Source organism: Paenibacillus sp. JSM ZJ436 (assembly GCF_044383795.1).
GTDB classification, from domain to species: Bacteria; Bacillota; Bacilli; order Paenibacillales; family Paenibacillaceae; genus Paenibacillus_AQ; species Paenibacillus_AQ algicola.
On the sequence record NZ_JBISEO010000004.1, the window covers coordinates 232,928 to 251,004 of the forward strand.

18 protein-coding genes are annotated in these 18,077 nt (G+C 50.5%); all 18 read left to right on the forward strand.

Annotated elements, in window-relative coordinates; all coding sequences use genetic code 11:
* Positions 1 to 17: 17 nt before the first annotated feature.
* The 18 genes from sucD to ACH6EH_RS07615 all read left to right on the forward strand — a co-directional run bounded on the left by sucD (position 18) and on the right by ACH6EH_RS07615 (position 18,004).
* The gene (sucD, locus tag ACH6EH_RS07530) at positions 18 to 947 is read left to right on the forward strand and encodes a succinate--CoA ligase subunit alpha (RefSeq protein WP_397331822.1); all 930 of its coding nucleotides are present in this window, start codon (positions 18 to 20) and stop codon (positions 945 to 947) included.
* 131 nt (positions 948 to 1,078) lie between these two features.
* Entirely contained in the window at positions 1,079 to 2,212 is a 1,134-nt protein-coding gene (gene dprA, locus ACH6EH_RS07535) for a DNA-processing protein DprA (RefSeq protein WP_397331823.1), read from the forward strand.
* A 32-nt stretch (positions 2,213 to 2,244) separates the two neighbouring features.
* On the forward strand, positions 2,245 to 4,344 hold the full coding sequence (topA, locus tag ACH6EH_RS07540; RefSeq protein WP_397331824.1) for a type I DNA topoisomerase: 2,100 nt from the start codon (positions 2,245 to 2,247) through the stop codon (positions 4,342 to 4,344).
* A gap of 25 nt (positions 4,345 to 4,369) precedes the next feature.
* Positions 4,370 to 5,698, forward strand: coding sequence for an FADH(2)-oxidizing methylenetetrahydrofolate--tRNA-(uracil(54)-C(5))-methyltransferase TrmFO (trmFO, locus tag ACH6EH_RS07545; protein ID WP_397331825.1), 1,329 nt, complete (start codon positions 4,370 to 4,372; stop codon positions 5,696 to 5,698).
* A gap of 40 nt (positions 5,699 to 5,738) precedes the next feature.
* Positions 5,739 to 6,281, forward strand: a complete 543-nt coding sequence (hslV, locus tag ACH6EH_RS07550; protein WP_397331826.1) for an ATP-dependent protease subunit HslV — start codon at positions 5,739 to 5,741, stop codon at positions 6,279 to 6,281.
* Between the two features lie 47 nt (positions 6,282 to 6,328).
* Positions 6,329 to 7,735 (forward strand): ATP-dependent protease ATPase subunit HslU, encoded by a 1,407-nt coding sequence (hslU, locus tag ACH6EH_RS07555; RefSeq protein WP_397331827.1) that lies wholly within the window; start codon positions 6,329 to 6,331, stop codon positions 7,733 to 7,735.
* Between the two features lie 405 nt (positions 7,736 to 8,140).
* A complete protein-coding gene (gene flgB / locus ACH6EH_RS07560; RefSeq protein ID WP_397331906.1) occupies positions 8,141 to 8,548 on the forward strand; it encodes a flagellar basal body rod protein FlgB in 408 nt (135 codons plus the stop codon).
* A gap of 5 nt (positions 8,549 to 8,553) precedes the next feature.
* The gene (gene flgC, locus ACH6EH_RS07565) at positions 8,554 to 9,006 is read left to right on the forward strand and encodes a flagellar basal body rod protein FlgC (protein WP_397331828.1); all 453 of its coding nucleotides are present in this window, start codon (positions 8,554 to 8,556) and stop codon (positions 9,004 to 9,006) included.
* A gap of 36 nt (positions 9,007 to 9,042) precedes the next feature.
* On the forward strand, positions 9,043 to 9,348 hold the full coding sequence (gene fliE, locus ACH6EH_RS07570; RefSeq protein ID WP_397331829.1) for a flagellar hook-basal body complex protein FliE: 306 nt from the start codon (positions 9,043 to 9,045) through the stop codon (positions 9,346 to 9,348).
* Positions 9,349 to 9,379: 31 nt separating this feature from the next.
* Positions 9,380 to 10,954, forward strand: coding sequence for a flagellar basal-body MS-ring/collar protein FliF (gene fliF, locus ACH6EH_RS07575; RefSeq protein ID WP_397331831.1), 1,575 nt, complete (start codon positions 9,380 to 9,382; stop codon positions 10,952 to 10,954).
* Between the two features lie 32 nt (positions 10,955 to 10,986).
* Positions 10,987 to 11,982, forward strand: a complete 996-nt coding sequence (gene fliG / locus ACH6EH_RS07580) for a flagellar motor switch protein FliG (RefSeq protein WP_397331832.1) — start codon at positions 10,987 to 10,989, stop codon at positions 11,980 to 11,982.
* A complete protein-coding gene (locus tag ACH6EH_RS07585) occupies positions 11,975 to 12,823 on the forward strand; it encodes a FliH/SctL family protein (protein ID WP_397331833.1) in 849 nt (282 codons plus the stop codon). Before fliG ends, ACH6EH_RS07585 begins: the two co-directional genes overlap by 8 nt.
* Positions 12,816 to 14,135 carry a flagellar protein export ATPase FliI gene (gene fliI / locus ACH6EH_RS07590; protein ID WP_397331835.1) on the forward strand — a complete coding sequence of 440 codons (1,320 nt, stop codon included), beginning with the start codon at positions 12,816 to 12,818 and terminating at the stop codon, positions 14,133 to 14,135. Before ACH6EH_RS07585 ends, fliI begins: the two co-directional genes overlap by 8 nt.
* Positions 14,136 to 14,144: 9 nt before the next feature.
* Positions 14,145 to 14,588, forward strand: coding sequence for a flagellar export protein FliJ (gene fliJ, locus ACH6EH_RS07595; RefSeq protein WP_138226126.1), 444 nt, complete (start codon positions 14,145 to 14,147; stop codon positions 14,586 to 14,588).
* 56 nt (positions 14,589 to 14,644) lie between these two features.
* Complete coding sequence (locus tag ACH6EH_RS07600; RefSeq protein WP_397331836.1) at positions 14,645 to 15,553, forward strand: MotE family protein; 909 nt, start codon at positions 14,645 to 14,647, stop codon at positions 15,551 to 15,553.
* Positions 15,554 to 15,596: 43 nt separating this feature from the next.
* Positions 15,597 to 17,015 (forward strand): flagellar hook-length control protein FliK, encoded by a 1,419-nt coding sequence (locus tag ACH6EH_RS07605; protein WP_397331837.1) that lies wholly within the window; start codon positions 15,597 to 15,599, stop codon positions 17,013 to 17,015.
* Between the two features lie 21 nt (positions 17,016 to 17,036).
* Positions 17,037 to 17,618, forward strand: coding sequence for a flagellar hook capping FlgD N-terminal domain-containing protein (locus ACH6EH_RS07610; RefSeq protein WP_138227785.1), 582 nt, complete (start codon positions 17,037 to 17,039; stop codon positions 17,616 to 17,618).
* Positions 17,615 to 18,004, forward strand: coding sequence for a TIGR02530 family flagellar biosynthesis protein (locus ACH6EH_RS07615; protein WP_397331838.1), 390 nt, complete (start codon positions 17,615 to 17,617; stop codon positions 18,002 to 18,004). Before ACH6EH_RS07610 ends, ACH6EH_RS07615 begins: the two co-directional genes overlap by 4 nt.
* Positions 18,005 to 18,077 lie beyond the last annotated feature (73 nt).

The window sequence follows — 18,077 nt, forward strand, 5'->3', positions numbered from 1 at the left end:
GGGGATGTGAATCAATCGTGAGTATTTTGGTCGACAAGAATACAAAAGTGATTACCCAAGGAATTACCGGCAAGACGGCTTTATTTCATGCCAAAGGCGCGCTCGATTACGGCACGCAGATGGTAGGAGGAACTTCTCCGGGCAAAGGTGGAACTCAAGTAGAGATTACACTTGAGAATGGCGAACTGGTGAGCCTGCCGGTATTTAATACCGTAGAGGAAGCTAAAGCAGCTACAGGCGCTACAGCAAGCGTCATTTATGTACCTCCAGCATTCGCAGCCGATTCCATCATGGAAGCGGTCGACGCTGAGATGGAGCTTGTCATCTGTATTACTGAAGGCATTCCGGTGCTTGATATGGTGAAGGTTTCCCGCTACATGGAAGGCAAGAAAACCCGCCTGATCGGCCCTAACTGCCCAGGTGTGATCACACCAGGCGAGTGCAAGATCGGTATTATGCCTGGATATATTCACATGCCAGGGCATGTTGGTGTCGTTTCCCGAAGCGGAACGCTGACTTATGAAGCGGTTCATCAGCTGTCGGCTCGCGGTATTGGCCAGTCCTCCGCTGTCGGTATCGGTGGAGACCCGGTGAAGGGCTCTGAATTTATCGACATCCTGAAGCTTTTCAATGAGGATCCTCAGACAAAAGCCGTGATTATGATCGGGGAAATCGGCGGAACCGCAGAGGAAGAAGCGGCGGAGTGGATCAAAGCGAACATGACCAAGCCTGTCGTTGGCTTCATTGGCGGCGCAACAGCGCCTCCAGGAAAGCGCATGGGACATGCCGGTGCGATTATTTCTGGCGGTAAAGGTACAGCAAGCGAGAAGATTTCCGTTCTGGAATCCTGCGGCATCAAGGTTGCGCCAACACCATCCGAGATGGGCTCCACCTTGGTTAGCGTTCTGGAAGAGAAGGGCATTCTGAATCTCTGCACAACGCACTAGGATGAATTGAATGCTTCTACATCGCAATAGTTAAACAATCGCAGTACAGGTAAGCAACCTTTTATTTCCTAATGGAAATGAAGGGTTGCTTTTTGCGTTTTTTTACTACTATATATATGGGAGGAATAGCTATGTCAACAAGTCCGCGGTACGAAAAAGCAATGCTGGTAGCTTTGCATGAAACGGAAGGTATTGGCTGGAAAACGATAGATAATCTCTATGCTTCTGGCTTGCATATGGACATGTGCAGTTATGGAGTCAAGGATTGGACGGCGATGGGGATTCGTGTCGAGGCTGCCCATCGGCTGTCCCTACATTTTGCAGAGGCTGTCGAGAACGCAGGCAATCGGCTGTCGAGGGAGCAGAATGAGGGAATTAGGGTGATCTGTATTCTTGATTCCATGTATCCGGATATGTTAAAGTCTTCTCCCCGACCGCCTTGGGTCATGTATGCCCGCGGAAGCCTGAATTTGCTGAACGGTCCGTCGCTTGCGGTGGTGGGCACCCGCGTTCCAACGGCGTATGGACGCAAAGTAGCCACGCTGCTGACGGAGGATCTAGTTACAAAAGGAGTGACTATTGTCAGCGGCCTTGCCCGCGGTATTGACAGCATCGCCCATGCTGCAGCGCTGAAGCAGAAAGGAAAGACCATTGCCGTCCTGGGTGCGGGCGTGGATACGATTTATCCGCCGGAGAATCGTACTTTATATGAAGAAATCGCTCAACAAGGACTGCTGTTATCGGAATATCCGCCAGGCACCGGGGCCCATCCGGGCTATTTTCCACAGCGCAACCGGATTATTGCCGGAATTTCATTAGGAACGCTCGTGGTAGAGGCCGACATTCGAAGCGGCTCTTTAATTACGTCGGATGCAGCGCTGGAAGCAGGAAGGGATGTTTTTGCAGTTCCGGGTCCAATCACTTCCCCCAAAAGCAGAGGAACGCTTGAGCTGATCAAGCAGGGTGCCAAGCTGGTTACCGCTATTGAGGATATTACAGAAGAGTATCAGCGCCAGCTGAAGGAGGCTGCGGAGAAGTCTTCTGTAGGTGCCCATACATACACAAAAGATTATGCCAGCAGTGTCGATGGGTTGACAAAAGAGGAAATGGAACTATACCATATGTTGCAGCAGGGTCCCGGATCTGTGGATGAGCTGCTGGAGCGTACCCGGTGGGAATTTGGACTTTTGCATTCAGTTCTGTTATCTTTAATCATAAAAAAGCAAATTACCCAATTACCCGGTGCTATATATAAACTAATATAATAGGTAGTTAACTTTTGGAGGAGGATGAACCTGTGGCGGATTCACTCGTCATCGTCGAATCGCCGGCCAAGGCGAAAACGATTGGCAAATATCTCGGCAGCAAATATATCGTGAAGGCTTCAATGGGCCATGTTCGTGATCTGCCCAAGAGCCAAATCGGCGTTGAGGTCGAAAACGATTTCAACCCGAAATATATTACGATCCGCGGTAAAGGTTCGGTTCTCAAAGAGCTGAAGGATGCCAGTAAAAAGGTAAAAAAAGTATACCTGGCAGCTGACCCCGATCGCGAAGGAGAAGCCATTGCCTGGCATTTGGCGCATGCGCTGGAACTAGACGAAACTCAAAGCCTGAGAGTCGTATTTAATGAAATTACCAAAACGGCGGTGAAGGATGCATTCAAAACACCGCGTAAAATTAATATGGATTTAGTAAACGCACAGCAGGCGCGGCGGATTCTGGATCGCCTTGTAGGATACAAGATCAGCCCTCTGCTGTGGAAAAAAGTGAAGAAGGGGCTCTCTGCCGGCCGTGTTCAATCCGTTGCCGTCAAGATTATTCTGGATCGGGAGCATGAGATCAGTGCTTTCGTACCTGAGGAATATTGGACGATTACAGCGAAGCTGGCGGTGAAGGGCAGTGCCTTCGACGCCAAATTTCATAAGCTGGACGGCAGCAAGAAGGAGCTGGGCAGCGAGCAGGATGTTAACGAGGTGCTTTCGATCATTCAGAAGGCTTCCTTTGAAGTGAGTGAAGTGAAGGAACGAGAGCGCCAGCGTCACCCGTCGCCTCCATTTACAACTTCTTCTTTGCAGCAGGAGGCAGCACGGAAGCTGGGCTTCCGCGCGGCAAAGACGATGTCGGTGGCCCAGCAGCTGTATGAGGGCGTAGAGCTGGGGAAAGAGGGAACGGTCGGCTTGATCACCTATATGAGAACGGACTCCACGCGGATCTCGGAGACCGCTCAGGGTGAAGCCAAGGAATTTATTACGGGTAAATATGGTACGGATTATGTGCCAGAAAGCCCGCGTCAATATGCCAAGAAAGCTTCTAATGCTCAGGATGCGCATGAAGCTATTCGTCCGACCTCGATCGAGCGTGATCCGGAGAGCATGAAGCCATTCATGAGCCGTGATCAGATGAGGCTGTACAAGCTGATTTGGGATCGGTTTATTGCGAGCCAGATGGCGTCCGCAATCCTGGATACGATGTCTGTAGATATTGTTGCAGGCCGGGCAACCTTCCGGGCAACGGGATCGAAGGTTCGGTTCCCGGGCTTCATGAAGGTATATGTGGAAGGGAATGATGACGGTACGACAGAAGAAGAGAACTTTCTTCCTGCTCTGCAGTCCGGTGACAAGCTGGAACATGACAGCATTGAACCGAAGCAGCATTTTACACAGCCACCGCCAAGGTATAGCGAGGCACGGCTCGTACGCACGCTGGAGGAGCTCGGGATTGGCAGACCAAGCACTTACGCGCCAACGCTGGAAACGATTCAGAAGCGCGGCTATGTCGCGATTGAAGAGAAAAAGTTTATGCCTACCGAGCTCGGCGAATTGGTCATCGAGCAGATGGAGCAATTTTTTCCGGAGATTCTGAACGTAGAGTTTACAGCCAATATGGAAGAGGATCTCGACCATGTAGAAGAAGGCGCAGAGGATTGGGTAAAGGTTCTTGGAGAATTCTACAAGTCCTTTGAGAAACGTCTTACGGTAGCTGAGGAAGAGATGAAAGAGATCGAGATTGAAGATGAGGTCTCTGATGAAATCTGCGAGAAGTGCGGCAAGCCGCTAGTGTACAAGCTTGGCAGATTCGGCAAGTTTCTGGCCTGCTCCGGGTTTCCGGATTGCCGGAATACGAAGCCGATCATTAAGGACATTGGAGTAACCTGCCCGAGCTGTAAGGAAGGCCATGTCGTGGAACGGCGCAGCAAGAAAGGCCGGGTGTTTTATGGCTGTGACAGATATCCGGAATGTGAATACGTCTCGTGGGATAAACCGTCACTGAAGCCCTGCCCGAATTGCAGCAGCCTGATGACGGAGAAGAAGACGAGACAAGGAATAAAGCTGCAGTGTACGTCCTGCGATCATTCTGAAATGATGGAAGAGCCGGAGGACGGTTCAGATTTGTAAGGCATAACAGGGGGTAAAGGCAAACGTGAAGGATGTACAAAAAGTTACCGTGATTGGAGCAGGACTTGCGGGAAGCGAGGCGGCCTGGCAGCTAGCTAGCCGCGGGGTTCCGGTTACATTATATGAAATGCGTCCGGTCGTCAAAACGCCGGCACATCATACCGATCAATTTGCGGAGCTGGTATGCAGCAACTCGCTGCGTGCGAATGGCATGAGTAATGCTGTTGGGGTGCTGAAGGAAGAAATGCGCATGCTGAATTCCCTCGTGATTGGGTCGGCAGACCGCAATGCCGTTCCGGCCGGTGGAGCGCTGGCTGTGGACCGTGACGGCTTCTCCGGTGAAATTACAGAGACGCTGCATCAGCATCCGCTGATTGAAGTCGTAAATGAAGAGCTCCAGCATATACCTGAAGAAGGGATTGTCGTCATTGCTACAGGTCCGCTGACCTCTCCTGCGCTGTCCCAGCAAATTCGGGAGCTGATGGGCGAAGATTACTTTTACTTTTATGATGCCGCAGCACCGATCATCGAAAAAGATTCCATTGATATGAGCAAGGTGTATCTCGCCTCCCGATATGACAAGGGTGAGGCGGCCTATCTGAATTGTCCGATGACCGAAGAGGAGTTTGACCGCTTTTATGAAGCGCTGATCTCGGCTGAGGTTGCCGAGCTGAAGGAATTTGAGAAAGAAATCTATTTCGAAGGCTGTATGCCCATTGAGGTCATGATGAAGCGTGGCAAGCAGACCGCGTTATTCGGTCCTATGAAGCCGGTAGGTCTTCCTAATCCGCACACCGGTACTTTGCCTCACGCTGTAGTCCAGCTCCGTCAGGATAATGCTGCAGGTACGCTCTACAATCTCGTCGGGTTTCAGACTCATTTGAAGTGGGGCGAACAGAAGCGGGTATTCTCGCTGATTCCTGGACTTGAGAATGCGGAGATCGTCCGATATGGCGTTATGCACCGTAATACATTTGTGAATTCGCCGAAGCTGCTAGAACCGACTTATCAGGTAAAGGGGCGTCCGAACTTATATCTGGCCGGGCAGATGACCGGTGTCGAGGGCTATGTGGAATCTGCGGCATCCGGGCTGATTGCAGGAATTAATGCTGCAAGAGCAGCGCTTGGCAAAGAGGGTATTGTATTTCCTGAGGAAGCCGCCATCGGCAGTATGGCTCAGTATATAACGAATGCCGACCCGGAGCATTTCCAGCCGATGAACGCAAACTTCGGTTTGCTGCCGGTTCTGCCCAAGCGAATTCGCAACAAGAAAGAGAAGAATGAAGCGCTGGCGAACCGGGCTATTGAGAAGCTGAATGAATTTATTCATACACACGAGCTCCGTCAATTTTAATCATCCACTCGATTGAAGTATGTGAGGAGGCGGTTATACCATGGAAATGAGTTTTCATGCGACGACCATCTGCGCGGTTCGCCATAATGGCAAATCGGCGATCGCCGGAGATGGTCAGGTGACATTTGGACAAAATGTTGTGATGAAGCAGACCGCCAAAAAAGTACGCCGTTTATACCGGGGACAAGTTGTCGCCGGTTTTGCCGGTTCTGTGGCCGATGCTATCACGCTGTTTGAGAAGTTTGAAGGAAAGCTGGAGGAGCACCAGGGAAATCTGCAGCGGGCTGCCGTAGAATTGGCCAGAGAGTGGCGTCAGGACCGGATCCTGCACAAGCTGGAGGCCTTGATGATTGTGATGGATCCGAGCGGGATGCTCCTGATCTCGGGCGGCGGCGAGATCATCGAGCCGGATGATGAGGTGCTGGCGATCGGCTCTGGCGGAAATTTTGCCTTGTCCGCAGGCAGAGCGCTGAAGCGCCACGCTGTTCATCTGGAAGCCGCAGACATTGCCAGAGAGGCGCTGTTGATTGCGTCTGAGGTATGTGTATATACGAATAGTAATATCATCGTAGAAGAAGTGTAGATATCGCTCAGTAACGATTGCTGCGACATGCAGGGTGGAGGAATGAGATGAATAACGAATCGATGACGCCTAGACAAATTGTAGCCGAGCTGGATAAGTATATCGTCGGTCAGAAGCAGGCCAAAAAATCCGTGGCTGTAGCACTCCGCAACCGCTATCGGCGCAGCCGGCTCAGTGAAGCCGAGCGCGAGGAGATCGTGCCGAAAAATATTCTCATGATGGGACCGACCGGTGTCGGCAAGACCGAGATTGCTAGGCGCCTGGCTAAGCTGGTGCACGCGCCGTTCGTGAAGGTGGAAGCGACCAAATTTACTGAAGTGGGCTATGTCGGTCGTGATGTGGAATCTATGGTCCGGGATCTCGTTGAAACCGCTATTCGAATGGTCAAGGCGGAGCGGACTGAGAAGGTTAAGGATAAAGCGGAAGAGATGGCGAATGAGCGGATTGTCCACATTTTGGTGCCGTCCTCTAAGGGTCAGAAAACGCAAAAGAATCCGTTTGAAATGCTGTTTGGCGGCAGCCAGGGCCAAGAAAACGAAGAGTCGGAGAACAAGAGTGAAAATGACAGCAGTATAAAGGAGAAACGTCGTCAGGTTCGCTTCAATTTATTATCCGGGAAGCTGGAAGAGGATCTTATTGATGTGGATGTCGAGGATCAGACGCCTCCGATGTTTGATATGTTTGCCGGTCAAGGGAACGATCAAATGGGTATGAACATGCAGGAAATGTTCGGAAGCCTGATGCCTAAACGCACCAAAAAGCGAAAGCTTCCTATTAAGGATGCCCGTAAGGTGCTGATTCAGGAGGAAGCTGCCAAGCTGATCGATATGGATGATGTAATCCAGGAATCGGTGAGAAGGGCGGAGCAGTCCGGCATCATTTTTATTGATGAGATTGATAAGGTTGCCAGTCAGGGACGTGCGTCAGGACCGGATGTGTCTAGAGAAGGGGTACAGCGAGATATTCTCCCGATCGTTGAAGGCTCTACCGTGATGACCAAATACGGACCTGTGAAGACCGATTTCATCCTCTTCATCGCTGCAGGTGCATTCCACATTGCCAAGCCTTCAGATCTCATTCCGGAGCTGCAGGGGCGCTTCCCGATCCGGGTAGAGCTGAGCAGCCTCACTCTGGATGATTTTGTGTCCATATTGACTGAGCCGCAAAATGCTTTGACCAAGCAATATACAAGCCTGCTCCAGACTGAGGATATTACGGTACAATTCTCGGATGAAGCCATTCGAGAAATTGCGCAGATTGCTGCCTCCGTCAATCAGAATACGGAAAATATCGGAGCAAGACGACTACACACGATCCTGGAGAAGCTGCTGGAGGACCTGTCCTTTGAAGCCCCGGAGCTCACACTGGATTCCATGGTTATTACGCCGCAATATGTCCGCGAGAAGCTGGGTGAAATTGCTCAGGATCGGGATTTGAGTCAATATATCCTGTAGATGCATCTTCAACAGCGCCATTTGACCCAGGAAATTTAGAACATAAACGTACTCTCGAGTATGTCATTTAGCCAGTACTACGTCGCTGGCCATGTAGTAAATTGGAAATTTGGCAGGTCTGATTCGTGTCAAAAATACTCAGATTCTAACAGTAATTTCAATAATTTAGGATAAAAATGCGTGAAAATGAATCCTAAGCCCTTCTTTGTGGTAAAAGATAGGGCTTTTTTCTTATTGTAAAAAGTTCCAATGTTTAAGAAACTTAGTTTAGGTGACAGCATGTTGTCTTTTTCAACTAAAGTCCCAGGTTGACACAGGTGAATTATTTTTTTTGTCGAATAAAGAGGATTTTAGGTAAAGATGTTGAATTGGTTGTGCAACGACTATGAAGAGAGGATGGGTCTGGTGAACTTGTTAGGGAGCAGCAGCTTTCAACGACTGCAGGGTGGTTTGGACGCAGCAAACGCTAGAAATGTGGTTATTACCAACAATATCGCGAATGTGGACACGCCTCATTTCAAGCGTTCCGAGGTAGCCTTCGAGAGTATTTTGAAAATGGAAATGAGCGGAATGAAAACAAGTCTAACAGGTAAAAGAACCGATCCGCGTCATTTTGTGATCGGCCCAAGCAGCAAGCTCCCGAGCTCTAACCTTCAAATGGATCAATCCAGTGCAATGAACAATAATGGCAATAATGTCGATATTGATCGGGAAATGTCTTTATTGGCCGAAAATCAACTTAGATATAACTCTTATGTACAGGCAGTAAACGACCAAATTCGATTAATGCGCGCAGCAGTAGAAGGGAGATAGGTCATTTGAACTTCACAGGAAGCTTTAACATCAGCGCTTCGGCCTTGACGGCCCAGCGGTTCCGGATGGATGTCATCTCCTCGAACATTGCTAATGCGGAAACGACCCGGGCCAAGGTTGAGAATGGTGTGTCCGTGCCATACCGCCGTAAAACCGTCGTTATGGAGCCGATGAAGCAGAGCTTTGACGCCATGCTTCAGGCCAAGATGAATGGCAGCAACCAGCCGGTGCAAGGGGTGAAGGTCAGTCAGATCCGTGAGGATCAAGCCCCGCTTAAGCCCGTATACAATCCGGGACATCCCGATGCGAATGCGGAGGGCTATGTCTTTATGCCTAACGTAGATATTACTAGAGAGATGGTTGACCTGATTTCTGCAAGCCGATCCTATGAGGCCAATGTAACAGCATTGAATGCGACAAAAGCCATGGTGATGAAGGCACTTGAAATTGGAAGATAAGATTTTGTTACATAACATGCGACAGGAGGAACCATTTTGATCCAGAATACTATGTTCAATCCCGGGAGCTTGCCTTTGCAGGCATCATCCTTGGCCAAGCCCGCAGCTACACCTTCAGATTCCATTCAGCAGTTTGGTGCATATTTGCAGGAAGCGATTCAGTCCGTGTCCGCGCAGGAGAAAAGTGCACGCCTCATGAGTGACAAGATGATCACCGGGCAGGTGAGCGTGGATCAGACGATGATTTCCGCCCAACAGGCTTTGCTGAGCGTACAGCTCACCACTCAGGTCCGAAACAAAGTAGTAGAGGCCTATCAGGAGATTATGCGTACGCAAATGTAAGCTTCAGCAATGACTGTGATGAGGTGACAATGTGAATGAGCGATTAACCCAGTACCGGGAGAAAGCTTCCGGTTATTGGAATCAATTTAGCAGCAAGCAAAAAATCATGCTTGTATCGACAATCGTCTTTATCCTGATTGCGATTGTCGCATTAACCATAAGGTTCTCGAAGACGGAATACGAAGTGGCCTTCCGAGACCTGGATGCTGCAGATGCAGCCGGAATTATGAGTCATCTGGATTCGCAAAGCATTCCTTATCAGCTGGGACCTGACGGCACAACGCTCTCCGTTCCGAGCAAGGATGCAACTCGCGTTCAGATTGATGTAGGTTCTCAAGGTCTCGTACAGAACGGGACGATCGGACTAGAAACGTTCGAACAGAACTCTTCCGCAATTGGGATGACGGATAATGAGTTCGAAGTGAAATATGTAAATGCTCTAAATGGCGAGATAGAGCGCATGCTCCGGAAGATGAGCGGAGTACATGACGCTACAGTCCTATTGAATCTTCCTAAAGAGAGTCTCTTTGCATCTCAAGCCGACCGTGAGAAAGCAACAGCTTCTGTGGTCATGACTTTCAAGCCGGGCTACCGCCCTATTCAGGAAATGATTGACAGCTATTATAATCTCGTCAGAACCTCAGTGCCGAATTTACCGGTTGAGAACATCACAATTACAAATGATGAAGTAGAGCTGCTCGCTACTGCCAAAGGCGGTCAAGGTGGATTGATTGGCAAAGTCGAAGAAAACTTCGCACTGCAGAAGCAGTTTGAGAACAATGTACGCCAGAACGTGCAGCAATTTTTATCCCAGTACATGGGTCCGAATAAGGTCAACGTGCTCGTCATGTCCACACTGAACTTTGATCAGATTCAGAGCAAGGAAAATTTAGTTACGCCGGTCAATGAAGAAGAAATGAAGGGGATCGAAATCAGTGTGCAGGAAATCCAGAAAAACTATTCCGGTACTAGCAATCCTACTGGCGGTGTTGCAGGGGTAGGCGAGGAAGAAATTTCAGGATATCCCAGTGATTCTTCAAGCGGCGAGAGTAATTCGGAAGAAAGCTCAAGCACCATCAATTATGACGTCAACCGAATTACCAGAGACGTAATCTCCAGTCCTTATTCTGTAAGAGATTTAACCATTAATGTGTCCGTTGAACCACCGGGCGGCGAAGAAAATTTGGATGAAGCTACGCGCGGGGCGATTGAGAACATATTAATCAATATCGTCAGAGCCTCGTTAGCGGATTCGAGCCTTGCTTATACAGACGCTGATTTGGCTAAAAAAGTTTCGGTCGTGTCTCAGGTTACAGATAACAGCTTGGCTGAAGAATCCGAGTCTCTTCTTTCGAATCCGATCATTTGGGGAGCAGCCCTGGCGGCAGCCGCTTTGCTGGCCGGAGGAATTATCTTTATGGTTCGAAGACGAAGAGCGCAGGACGAAGAAGAGGAACTGGAGCTTCCTCCGATTACCGAATTGCCTTCCATTAATCTGGAAAGCGTCACGAACGACAGCCAGGTTCGCAAGCAGCTGGAAACTCTGGCGAAAAAGAAGCCGGACGAATTCGTCAATTTACTTCGCACGTGGCTTGCTGAGGAATAGGAGTGGAAGCATTGTCCAGAGTTACGAATCCCATGTTAAGCGGCAGGCAAAAGGCTGCCATCCTGTTGATTACACTCGGGCCGGAGGTATCCGCCCAAATCTTCAAGCATCTGAGAGATGATGAGATCGAACAGCTTACTCTGGAAATTGCGAATGTCCGCAAGGTAGACGGTGGCGAGAAAGAGCTCATTATGTCGGAGTTTCACCAGATCTGTCTTGCCCAGGAGTATATTTCTCAAGGCGGCATCACGTATGCAAAAGAAATTCTGGAGAAGGCTTTGGGAAGTGAAAAAGCGCGGGAGGTTATCAACAGGCTGACCGCGACCCTGCAGGTCCGTCCGTTTGATTTTGCGAGAAAAGCAGACCCGAGCCAAATTCTCAACTTTATACAGAACGAAAATGCTCAAACGATTGCTCTGGTGCTGTCGTACCTCCAGTTTGAGCAGGCTGCTTCGATTCTATCGGCATTGCCGCAGGACAAGCAGGCAGAGGTTGCCCGCCGGGTTGCGATCATGGATAGCACCTCGCCCGAGGTCATTGCTCAGGTTGAGCGAGTGCTGGAGCAGAAGCTGTCATCAACCGTCACGCAGGATTACACGAGCGCCGGCGGTATTGAATCAATCGTTCAGATTTTGAATGGAGTCGATCGGGGAACCGAAAGAACGATTCTCGATGCGCTGGAAATTCAAGATCCGGAGTTGGCGGAAGAGATCAAGAAACGGATGTTTGTCTTTGAGGATATTGTCAATGTGGACAACCGCTCGATTCAGCGTATCATCCGCGATATCGAGAATGCGGATCTGCAGCTGGCACTGAAGGTGGCAAGCGAGGAAGTGCGCGATGTTATTTTCCGGAATATGTCCAAACGGATGGCGGAAACGTTCAAGGAAGAGATGGAATATATGGGTCCTGTGCGTTTGCGTGACGTTGAAGAGGCGCAGACGCGCATCGTAAGCACGATCCGCAGACTGGAGGAAGCTGGAGAAATTATCATCGCCCGTGGTGGAGGAGATGACATCATTGTCTAATTTGATCAAGCCTTCTCAGTACATGCCGATTGATATGTTGAAAGAGCTGGATTTGTCCCGGAAGTACGCTTCGACAGAGCTGGAAGAGAGAGAGCCAGCAGCATTTCAAAGTGAGCTCCAGCCCGAAGTACAGCACACCTTGGAATCGGCTCAATTGGCTAAGCAGGAAATGCTGCAGGATGCGAAGGAGTTTGCCGAGCGTCAAATCAGGGAGGCTGCAGAGGCTGCGGAGCAACTGCTTTCCCAGGCGCAGGAGCAAATTGCTGTCTGGTGGGAAGAGCGTCGAAGCCAGGACGAAAGCATCGCAGAGGGTGCTCGCGCGGAAGGCTTCCAACAAGGCTATGAGGCGGGGGTGCTTAAGGCTCAGCAGGAGATGAATGAGCTCCTGCAGCAAGCAGCCCAGGAAGCCCAGGGCGTCTTGAGCCAAGCTTATTCAGCCAAGGAAGAGCTGATTCAGGAAGCCGAGCCGTTTCTTGTAGAGCTCAGCTGCTCGGTCGCCGAGAAGATTGTCGATCACCAATTGACATTGGAGCCTGATTTCGTGCTGAAGCTAATTCGAAAGAACTTGGCCCGCAAGAAGGAGAAAGGGATGATTTCGCTCTGTGTGGCTCCTTCCCAGTTCGCATTCGTTCACGCCGCCCGGGAGGAGCTTGCATTAAGCGTCGACTCCCAGGCGGAGCTTCAGGTGCTGCCGGACTCCACTGTAAAGGATTTGGGATGTGTGATCAGGTCATCCTTCGGCAGTGTCGATGCCAGAATTGATACACAGCTGTCCGAGATCAAAAAGGAATTAATTCGGATCTCCCTAGATGATACGCAGCGGAGAGCTGCCGATGAGTAAGCTGGACAGCAGTCGTTATAAAGATCATCTGCAGCATGTGGATCCTGTACGGATCAACGGTAAGGTGACTCAGGTTATCGGCTTGATGCTGGAATCGGAAGGCCCGGATGCAAGTATTGGCGAGGTGTGCTACATCTATCCCTCCAAGCAGAGCAAACCGCTGCAGGCCGAAGTCGTAGGGTTTCGTGATAATAAGGTGCTGCTGATGCCTTTGGGGGATCTGCATTCGATTGGTCCCGGCTGTGATGTTGTTGGCACCGGCAAGCCGCTTAATGTTCAAGTGGGATCGGAGCTGTTAGGTAAAGTGTTGGACGGACTGGGACAGCCTTTAGACGGCTCTGTGCTGCCGGCTCGAATGTCTCACAGCTCTACCAATAATATTCCTCAGAATCCATTAAATCGTCCGCGTGTGCAAGAGCCGATCAGCATCGGGGTGAGAGCAATTGACGGCCTTCTCACGGTCGGTAAAGGGCAGCGGGTCGGGATTTTTGCCGGCTCAGGGGTCGGAAAGAGCACCTTGATGGGAATGATTGCCCGAAACACCTCCGCAGATGTAAACGTCATTGCTCTAATCGGTGAGCGGGGCAGAGAGGTGCTTGACTTTATCGAGCGCGACCTGGGACCAGAGGGCTTGAAGCGTTCGGTAGTCATCGTAGCCACCTCGGATCAGCCGGCGCTCATTCGGATCAAGGGCGCATTGATTGCAACGACCATTGCTGAATATTTCAGGGACCGCGGCTTAAATGTCATGCTAATGATGGATTCGGTCACCCGTTATGCAATGGCACAGCGTGAAGTCGGGTTAGCGGTTGGCGAGCCTCCGGCAATGCGGGGATACACCCCGTCCGTGTTTGCCAGCCTGCCAAAGCTGCTGGAACGCGCCGGTACAGGTCCAAGCGGCTCGATTACTGCTTTTTACACGGTGCTTGTTGACGGCGATGATATGAATGAACCGATTGCTGATGCTGTCCGCGGCATTTTGGATGGACATATTGTGCTGAACCGCAGCATTGCTAACAAAGGGCATTTCCCAGCGATTGATGTGCTGGCGAGCATCAGCCGTGTCATGAAGGATATTGCACACGAGGACCAGCTGGAAGCGGCCGAGAACGTAAAACGGCTGATGGCCGTATACAAAAATTCCGAGGATCTGATCAACATCGGAGCTTACCAGCCAGGCTCTAATGCGGAGATTGACGAGGCTATAAATATGATCCATCAGATTTGGAATTTTACGAAGCAGAAAGTCAATGAAAAGGTAAGTCTGGAAAAGGTGCAGGAGCGTCTAATTGCTGAATTTTCAAGGAGATGACGATGATTCATGAGGTTTCACTATGCATTTCAAAAAATCGTAGATCTTAAAGGCAATGAGAAGGCACAGGCCGAGTGGATGCTGTCTGCGGCAATTGGAGAATTGAAGGCGCAGGAGCAAAATCTGCATCAGCTGCTTCAGAAGCGGGACGAGATTGGCCATTCCCTTCAACAAGCAGCCCAGAAAAGTACTCCGATCTCGGAAATGTGCCGCCTGCAGTCTTATGCAGAGTATCTGGACACCCTCATCGAGCAGAAGAATACGGATATTGAGCAGGCCCACAGCAACGTGAAGCATAAGCAGGGAAAGCTGACCGAGAAAATGCTGGATGAAAAGGTCTGGATGAAAGCAAGAGAAAAATCACTTGAGAAGTTCCGGCACGAAAGTCTCCTGCGGGAACAAAATGAGCTGGACGAGCTGGCTACAGTCCGTTATACGGTCCAAAGCCGCTAGAACGGAGGCGTTTTTCGAATGAACGCATCCTTAGCCCGCAGAGGAGGATAACATTAATGGCTCGCAAGGATATGCCGCTGGATCAAGAGGAATCAAGCGGAGGCTTGGAGAAAAGCCTGCTGTTCCTGATCCCGATTATGTTCACAATCGTTTTGGTGGGCGTTCTGCTCACGCTGTTTAACATTGATTTTCGCAATAGTGCAATGAATTTAGGAAACAAAATTCCTATCGTGAAGGATTGGATACCGGGCCCGGAGCTAACCCCAGAAGAAGCAGCTGCCCAGGACAAGGAAGATAGCACGGCAAAGGAATTGGAGGCTCTGAAGCAGCAGCTGGCCGAACGGGAGCAGGAGCTTGAAGAAATGACCAGTCAGAAGAACTCCCAGGAGACCAAAGCTGCGGAGCTGCAGGCACAGCTAGATGCAGCCCAGAATGAGGCTGCGACAGAGGAAACAGAGGATCTCTATTTCCAGCAGATTAGTGACCTGGCTAAAATGTATGCTGGCATGAGCCCCAGCAAAGCAGCTCCCATTATCGAGAGCTTGACGAAAGAGGAAATGGTGCTCATCCTGGGAGCCATGAAGAATGATCCACGAGCGGCGATTTTGGAAAAAATGAACCCTCAAACCGCAGCGGATGCAACCATGCTATTAAAGGATGCAAAGCCGGCGAGGGATCAAGCGATCGCGGCGCTGCAATCCCGTCTAGCTAAAGAAGAGCAGGATGCATCGGAAAGCCAGCGAAGCAGTCTGGATCAAAAGGAGCTAAGCCAGACCTTCTCCAGAATGGCGCCCAAGAGCGCTGCAGAGCTGCTGATTCAGACCTACAAGATTACACCTGACAAAGCGATTACGATCCTTAAATCCGTCGATGATGCAGCCAGAGCCAAAATTCTGGATGAGCTGTCTGGCGCTGAGCCTGAAATGGCTGCCAGAATCCTGAATCGTCTGATGGGTGCCCAGTAGTTTTTTATCCCGGGAAAGCCATGGGAAAGGAGGTGAATAATACATGTCATTAATCTTTCAAAAGCTAACGGCCTCATCCGGTGCATCCTCCAGTCCGATAGGCAAAGGCTCTGAAGCGGGTCAACAGGGGCAAGGTGTACTGCTCGGGATGTTCGGCGAGGCTTTAAATCTCCAAATGGGTGCGGAAGGCAGCAAGAAATCGATGCCTGCCGATGTCAGCGGCAATGGCTTGAATCCGCTGCTTGCGTTGTTACGCAGCACGCCGGCTGAAGGCTCTGATCGGATTGCCGCGGGAGAGAGTACACTCTTTATAGAGAGTGATAATAGCAGGCTGGCCGAGCTGCTTCGTACTTCCGGGAGTCTGGCAGATGCGTTAAAGGACCTGAGGCTTGCCGGAAGCCAGGAGCTGGATCTGTTAGAAAGGGCACTGCAATACACTCAGGCCCCTCATTTGGAACAGCTGGAGCAGGCATTAGAAGAAAATTCAGACCTGCTACAGGAGCTGCAGGCCTGGCTGGCTACAGCTCAGCTGGTCATCCAACGCCTTCAATCCATGCAGCAAGAGCAAGGATCAACAGGCTCGGTTAGTTCTACTTGGACATCAACCGAGGAATCCCTGATTCAACTGCCGGCGCTGGCTGCACATAAAGAAACGATACGCTTTGCCGTTCAGGACGTACTGACGCAGCTTTCTCAGCTCAAGGTAAAGCCAGAGGCTGCAGAGGAGTTCAGCTCCCAGTTGCGCAATTTGTTTAAGGGATATGAAGAGATGCTTCATGCTGCGGTCCGCGGCAAGTTCACGAAGCAAGAATTCTCTGAGGTTTCTATCAAAGCAAATGTATCGACAACACTGCCGCTTATGGAAGAACAGTCAGAATTTTCTGAGCTGCTGCCAGAGCCGGAAGTATTAACAGCCGGACAGCTGGCTATCCGTTCGGGAGGCAGCACGCCGATCAAGACGACAGAACCGATTCCAGTGCATCAATTTGCAAGGGAAATGACCCAGTTTACGGTAAACAAGCTGGAATTTATCAAGCAGCAGGGCTTCACTGAAGCCAGAATCTCTTTGAATCCAGAGCATCTGGGCAAGGTCGACATCAAAATAATGATGCAAAACGGCCAGCTGGTGGCGCAGTTTATGACTCACAGCGCTGAAGCCAGGGAACTGCTTGACCAGCAAATGACCCAGCTGCGTACGGCATTGCTGGGACAAGGCCTGCAGGTTGAGAAGCTGGAGGTTACTCAGAACAGCCAGACTTCCACGTCGCAATTTCATATGCAGGACGGCAGACAGTCGGGTTCAGGACAGCAGCAGCCGGGCAGACGCTCCAAAGAAGCCGATACGACGACTGACGACGCTTTACTCACCGCAGAGCTGACCGAGGAATGGAACGAGTGGAGGGCCGAAGCGGAGCAACTCAGCCAGTTAGGCTGGGAAGGTGGCTTCCAGGCTAAAGCTTAGAACACGGAGGTGAACACAATTATGGCCTCAGGCTACATCAATCAAGCAGTATGGCCTCATTATTCGCCAAGCAATATCCAGCAGGCCGGCAAGGCCGAAGATACGAGCACGATGGGCAAGGATCAATTTCTGAGTATTTTGATTGCGCAGCTTCGTTATCAGGATCCTATGCAGCCCATGCAGGATAAGGAATTTATTGCCCAGATGGCCCAATTCACATCCTTGGAGCAGCTTATGAATATCTCATCCCAGTTGACCGATATGAGGCAGTCTCTTGGCAGTGCGTCCGGTCTAATCGGGCAAAAGGTAAGCTGGATTGCGGTGGATCAAAGCGGAAACTCTTCCGTGAAATCAGGCATCGTGGACTCGATCCTCATCCGGGGAGGCATGCATTACGCAAGTATCGGAGCGGCAGAGATTGCGCTGGAGCACATCGTACAGATCGAGAACGCACCGGCATCAGCCCCTTCCCCATCACCAGAGACGCCAACACCAGCGCCGGGTGAGAGCAGCAATGAGGATATTCAGCTGGCTGAAGATGACGGGAGCTACAGTGATAATACAGCGGATTCTCAACAGCCTGCTGACGGTACTGAAATATGAATGACCGGATAACCATTGGATCGATGTATCCAGGCTCCCTTCATCCTGCTTCGCTACACAACAAAAGACAGTCTTCTCTGCCAGGCAGCTCTGCAGAGAACGGGGTGTTCAAGGAGCTTCTAAGAGAGAATCAGATCAAAATCAGTCAGCATGCTGCCAAGCGAATGGAGCAGCGAGGCATTCAGCTTCAGAGCGACCAGCTGGCTCAGATCAGCACCGCAGTTGAGCAGGCAGCAGCCAAAGGCAGCAAAGAATCACTGATTCTGCTCAGAGACATGGCATTTATTGTGAACGTGCATAATCGTACGGTGGTGACGGCGATGGATGGCAAGGCCATGAAGGACAATGTGTTTACACAAATTGATAGTGCGGTCATCATTTCATAATTATTAAACGGCTGGCCCGCAAGGAAGCCATAGACCGTGGATCGACAGAAGCGGTCTTCATAAGGAGGATAAA

What these genes read in the sequence shown, in the direction of transcription:
- fliJ (WP_138226126.1), top strand. Translation starts at nt 14,145, where the DNA reads ATGAGGTTTCACTATGCATTTCAAAAAATCGTAGATCTTAAAGGCAAT.
- hslV (WP_397331826.1), top strand. Translation starts at nt 5,739, where the DNA reads ATGGAAATGAGTTTTCATGCGACGACCATCTGCGCGGTTCGCCATAAT.
- ACH6EH_RS07615 (WP_397331838.1), top strand. Translation starts at nt 17,615, where the DNA reads ATGAATGACCGGATAACCATTGGATCGATGTATCCAGGCTCCCTTCAT.
- ACH6EH_RS07605 (WP_397331837.1), top strand. Translation starts at nt 15,597, where the DNA reads ATGTCATTAATCTTTCAAAAGCTAACGGCCTCATCCGGTGCATCCTCC.
- hslU (WP_397331827.1), top strand. Translation starts at nt 6,329, where the DNA reads ATGAATAACGAATCGATGACGCCTAGACAAATTGTAGCCGAGCTGGAT.
- ACH6EH_RS07600 (WP_397331836.1), top strand. Translation starts at nt 14,645, where the DNA reads ATGGCTCGCAAGGATATGCCGCTGGATCAAGAGGAATCAAGCGGAGGC.
- ACH6EH_RS07610 (WP_138227785.1), top strand. Translation starts at nt 17,037, where the DNA reads ATGGCCTCAGGCTACATCAATCAAGCAGTATGGCCTCATTATTCGCCA.
- dprA (WP_397331823.1), top strand. Translation starts at nt 1,079, where the DNA reads ATGTCAACAAGTCCGCGGTACGAAAAAGCAATGCTGGTAGCTTTGCAT.
- fliG (WP_397331832.1), top strand. Translation starts at nt 10,987, where the DNA reads ATGTTAAGCGGCAGGCAAAAGGCTGCCATCCTGTTGATTACACTCGGG.
- fliI (WP_397331835.1), top strand. Translation starts at nt 12,816, where the DNA reads ATGAGTAAGCTGGACAGCAGTCGTTATAAAGATCATCTGCAGCATGTG.